Annotated in this window: 5 protein-coding genes; 2 read left to right on the top strand and 3 right to left on the bottom strand. The window is 63.8% G+C overall.

Annotated elements, in window-relative coordinates; all coding sequences use genetic code 11:
- Window positions 1-502 precede the first annotated feature (502 nt).
- Both ACTJK8_RS32030 and ACTJK8_RS32025 read right to left on the bottom strand, forming a co-directional pair.
- On the bottom strand, window positions 503-793 hold the full coding sequence (locus tag ACTJK8_RS32030; RefSeq protein WP_058606642.1) for a type II toxin-antitoxin system RelE/ParE family toxin: 291 nt from the start codon (window positions 791-793) through the stop codon (window positions 503-505).
- Window positions 786-1,055, bottom strand: coding sequence for a type II toxin-antitoxin system ParD family antitoxin (locus tag ACTJK8_RS32025; RefSeq protein ID WP_058606643.1), 270 nt, complete (start codon window positions 1,053-1,055; stop codon window positions 786-788). Before ACTJK8_RS32025 ends, ACTJK8_RS32030 begins: the two co-directional genes overlap by 8 nt.
- Before the next feature lie 272 nt (window positions 1,056-1,327).
- Here ACTJK8_RS32025 and ACTJK8_RS32020 point away from each other — a divergent pair, with 272 nt between their 5' ends.
- A complete protein-coding gene (locus ACTJK8_RS32020) occupies window positions 1,328-1,978 on the top strand; it encodes a ParA family protein (RefSeq protein ID WP_029360218.1) in 651 nt (216 codons plus the stop codon).
- On the top strand, window positions 1,978-2,325 hold the full coding sequence (locus tag ACTJK8_RS32015) for a ribbon-helix-helix domain-containing protein (RefSeq protein WP_139257142.1): 348 nt from the start codon (window positions 1,978-1,980) through the stop codon (window positions 2,323-2,325). Before ACTJK8_RS32020 ends, ACTJK8_RS32015 begins: the two co-directional genes overlap by 1 nt.
- Before the next feature lie 201 nt (window positions 2,326-2,526).
- Here ACTJK8_RS32015 and ACTJK8_RS32010 read toward each other — a convergent pair whose 3' ends face one another.
- Window positions 2,527-3,111: a RidA family protein gene (locus ACTJK8_RS32010; protein WP_440763179.1), complete on the bottom strand. Its 585-nt coding sequence runs from the start codon at window positions 3,109-3,111 to the stop codon at window positions 2,527-2,529.
- Window positions 3,112-3,200: the final 89 nt, after the last annotated feature.

Genomic DNA, 3,200 nt, shown 5'->3' with positions numbered 1-3,200 from the left:
CTGCAAACATCCCTTCTCGGCCCTCGTCGGGCCACGACAGGTCGTTCCGGGCCGCCGGTTAGAGCGTCCGGTCCACAGGCAAAGCCTCACCGTCGCGAAAGTTGGCGCTTTCGCTTGACGCCCGGGGGCGTCTCATGGCTTGTGAGGGGTGCTTGATGCCTCACAGACCGATTTCGGTTCAAACGGCCCTCCAGTTTGGCGACTGGGGGGCCGTTGGCTTTTCAGGGGTCGACTTGCGGCGGCGGTGTCTCCTGATGCTTCCGGCGACTCGCGCGAGGCGATGCGTAGCCGGACATCGCATGTCGGCTGGCGCGCCCGGTTAAGTCAACGTTGAGGCTGCGTCCGGATCGCTGAACGCTGTAGCGATGCCACGCAGAGTAGCCGGCGCTGCTACGATGCCGAACCGTGGGCTCGGCACTGGCCGTATTCAGCCCTGCTGGTTTCGGGGGCGGCCTGAGTCGTGATGGGCCTATTCGATCCTTCAGCGTGAGACGCCCCTCCCCTACAGCGCGAGCCGCCTTACGCTGCGGCCGTGGACGATGGCCAGGATCAGGATGCCACCAGTCACTACCTCGTACAGGATGACGTGGGAGGCATGCTCATGCCGGTGCACGCCCGGGCGGATCGCGTCGGCCTTGCGGCCCATTCCAGGATTGTCAGCGAGGAGCTGAAAGGCCTGCTCCAGACCGGCGGCGTAGGCTTCGGCTTGGCGGACACCGAACTGCTGGTAGCCGTGAACGGTGATGTCGAACAGATCCGCCTCGGCTTTCCGCGTAAGGGTGTAATCACTCATCCAGCGGCTGAGCGGCCTGCGCGTGCTTCTTGGCCCGGGCGAGGATCTCAGGGACCTTGCGCCGGCTCGGTCCGCTGGCGCGAGCGTCATCGACGATCCGGCGCAGATCCTCGAGCGTCAGTTCGGGATGGGTACGCCGCTCCCGGTCGCGGCGGACGAGATCACGGACATAGTCGCTCGTGCTGGCGTAATCGCCCTGCCTGATCTGCGCCTCGATCCACTCCTTCATCGGGTCGGGCAGAGAGATGGTCATGGTCGCCATGGGGGCCTCGTCGTCGACCTGAGCATACCCAGGATAAGCGTTTTTCACAAAAGCTCTTATGTCACCTAGAGGGTCGTTCGGCCTGATGCTTGCCGGGCACTTCCTCAGTCGATCAGAATGGCATCGCGCTGTCGAGCCAACCCGTTGCCGTGTCAACAATCTGACGGGTCAACGCCGAAACGGGTTGCGCCGTCACCACGTTTCGGTGATGTCCTGTTAACAAGCTGTCGCGATGCTAAGACAGCCCGTCACACTGTCAGAAGGTCAACGCGATGCGTACGCTCGCCCTGGTTTCACAAAAAGGAGGGGCCGGGAAAACGACACTTGCCCTACACCTTGCGGTAGCGGCACACCGTGCTGGGCTTCAGGTTGCCATTGCGGACCTCGATCCCCAGTCATCGGCCTGGAAATGGTCCGAGCGGCGGAAAGATCACCCCGAAGCGGTGGTCACGTCGGCCGAGCAGCTCGATCACGTAAAGGCTCAGGCTGCCGGCGGCGGCTTAGATTTGCTGCTCATTGACTCCGCGCCGCATGCGGACCGGCCGGCTCTCGTGGCGTGTAAGGCCGCCGATTTGATCCTGATACCGTGTCGCGCTTCGATCCTCGACATCGATGCGATCGGACAGACACACGACCTCACAACCATCGCGCGCAAGCCATCTTGGGTGGTCTTCAACGCGTGCAATACGTCAACCGAATTCGACTTGGAGGAAGCGCGTGCCGGTCTGCGCGAGCGCGACATCCCTGTTTATTCCGGTGCGATCTATCAGCGAGTCTCATACTCGCGCGGCTTCATCCCTGGCAGGACGGCCCAGGAGATCGAACCAGCGGGCAGGGCGGCCTCTGAAATTGATGAGCTGTTCCGATGGACGGCCAACCTGATGGGGCTGCCTCTTCCGCAGACCGGCGTCGAGGCTGCCTGATGAACGCTGCGCCCCGCTTCAGCCTCCGAGCAGCCGTTACCGACAGCGTCTCTACTGGACGCCGTGATGAGCCGCCGGCAGCCATAGAACCAGAGCCCGCCGCTGAGCCTGTGCAGACCGGGGTTTCGCCTCGGCGCGCCACCAAAAATATCAAGGACACGAAGACCCCTCGCCCGGCCACGCGGCAAGGCGCGCGTGGGATCACCGTCTGGGTCGAGCCCGAAATCTATCGCATGATCAAACTCGTGGGTCTCGACGCCGACATGACGACCCAAGACGTGATGATGGAAGCGATCAACGATCTCCTGATGAAGAAGGGCAAGGGACGTATCGTGAAAACGCGCTGACACTACAACGAGTTGTCCCGATGACGCGTCAGTGCGATGAATTGTTGACACGCTGACATTCTGCCTGTGATGGGCTTGCCGCAACCTGGGCTGCGGCCGGCAGAAGTGCGTTTGCCGCCCCATGCTGGCCTCCTAGCTTCCGATAGCGTCCGCGTATCGGAAGCCACAGACGCCATGGCGGAGCCAGCAAGGCCCCGCGGCTCATTGGAACGGCATCTTACGTCGCAGCTCATCAAGCCGTTCGGCAGGCGACTGGACGTCGGAGCGCTCCAGCCCAAGGTCGCGCAGCAGCCAGTCCCCTTGCTCGTTGACGCGGTTCACCGGACGGCCACAGGCACCCGCAAAGCCTCGCGCCCACCGGGCAATCCGCACAAGCAGTCCGGCCGCGTGATCGCCAAGCAGGTCGCTCCGATCACCGAGTTTGGGGCATCGGACGGCCGTGACCTCAATCTCGACCAACGCGTCTGCGCGAACGAGCGCGGCGGCAACGAGGACAGTCACCGCGGCCGGCGCTTTTGAAGCCCAGCGAGTCTGCCGAACCCGCTCAAGGGCGCAGAGATCGTCGGTCCGAGTCAGGATGAACGTCGCCTTCCTCACATCGGCCAGCACCATCCCGGCAGCGGCCAGCAGCGCCTCCACGTTGGCCATCGCCTGTCCGAGCTGCTCGGCGAACTCGGCACGCATCCGCCCGTCGGGGGCGACCCCGAATTGGCCAGATACGAACAGGGTTCGCCCGAAAGGGGCTTCGCGGGCGTGGGCGTAGATGGTGCGGGCTTGATCCGGCACCGCCCAAACGGTTGGGGGATTGAGAGACGTCACGGCTGTTCGCCTTGGTTGCACCCCGTGCCCCGAAGATCGGGCTCCACTGCGCGGGG

This window comes from Methylobacterium sp. 22177 (genome assembly GCF_052045615.1).
GTDB lineage: Bacteria > Pseudomonadota > Alphaproteobacteria > Rhizobiales > Beijerinckiaceae > Methylobacterium > Methylobacterium radiotolerans.
The sequence above is the reverse complement of the archived record's forward strand: the minus strand, read 5'-3'. Positions and strand labels throughout refer to the sequence as shown.

Coding starts and splice junctions, on each gene's coding strand:
- ACTJK8_RS32030 (WP_058606642.1), bottom strand. CDS start 793: ATGAGTGATTACACCCTTACGCGGAAAGCCGAGGCGGATCTGTTCGAC.
- ACTJK8_RS32015 (WP_139257142.1), top strand. CDS start 1,978: ATGAACGCTGCGCCCCGCTTCAGCCTCCGAGCAGCCGTTACCGACAGC.
- ACTJK8_RS32020 (WP_029360218.1), top strand. CDS start 1,328: ATGCGTACGCTCGCCCTGGTTTCACAAAAAGGAGGGGCCGGGAAAACG.
- ACTJK8_RS32025 (WP_058606643.1), bottom strand. CDS start 1,055: ATGGCGACCATGACCATCTCTCTGCCCGACCCGATGAAGGAGTGGATC.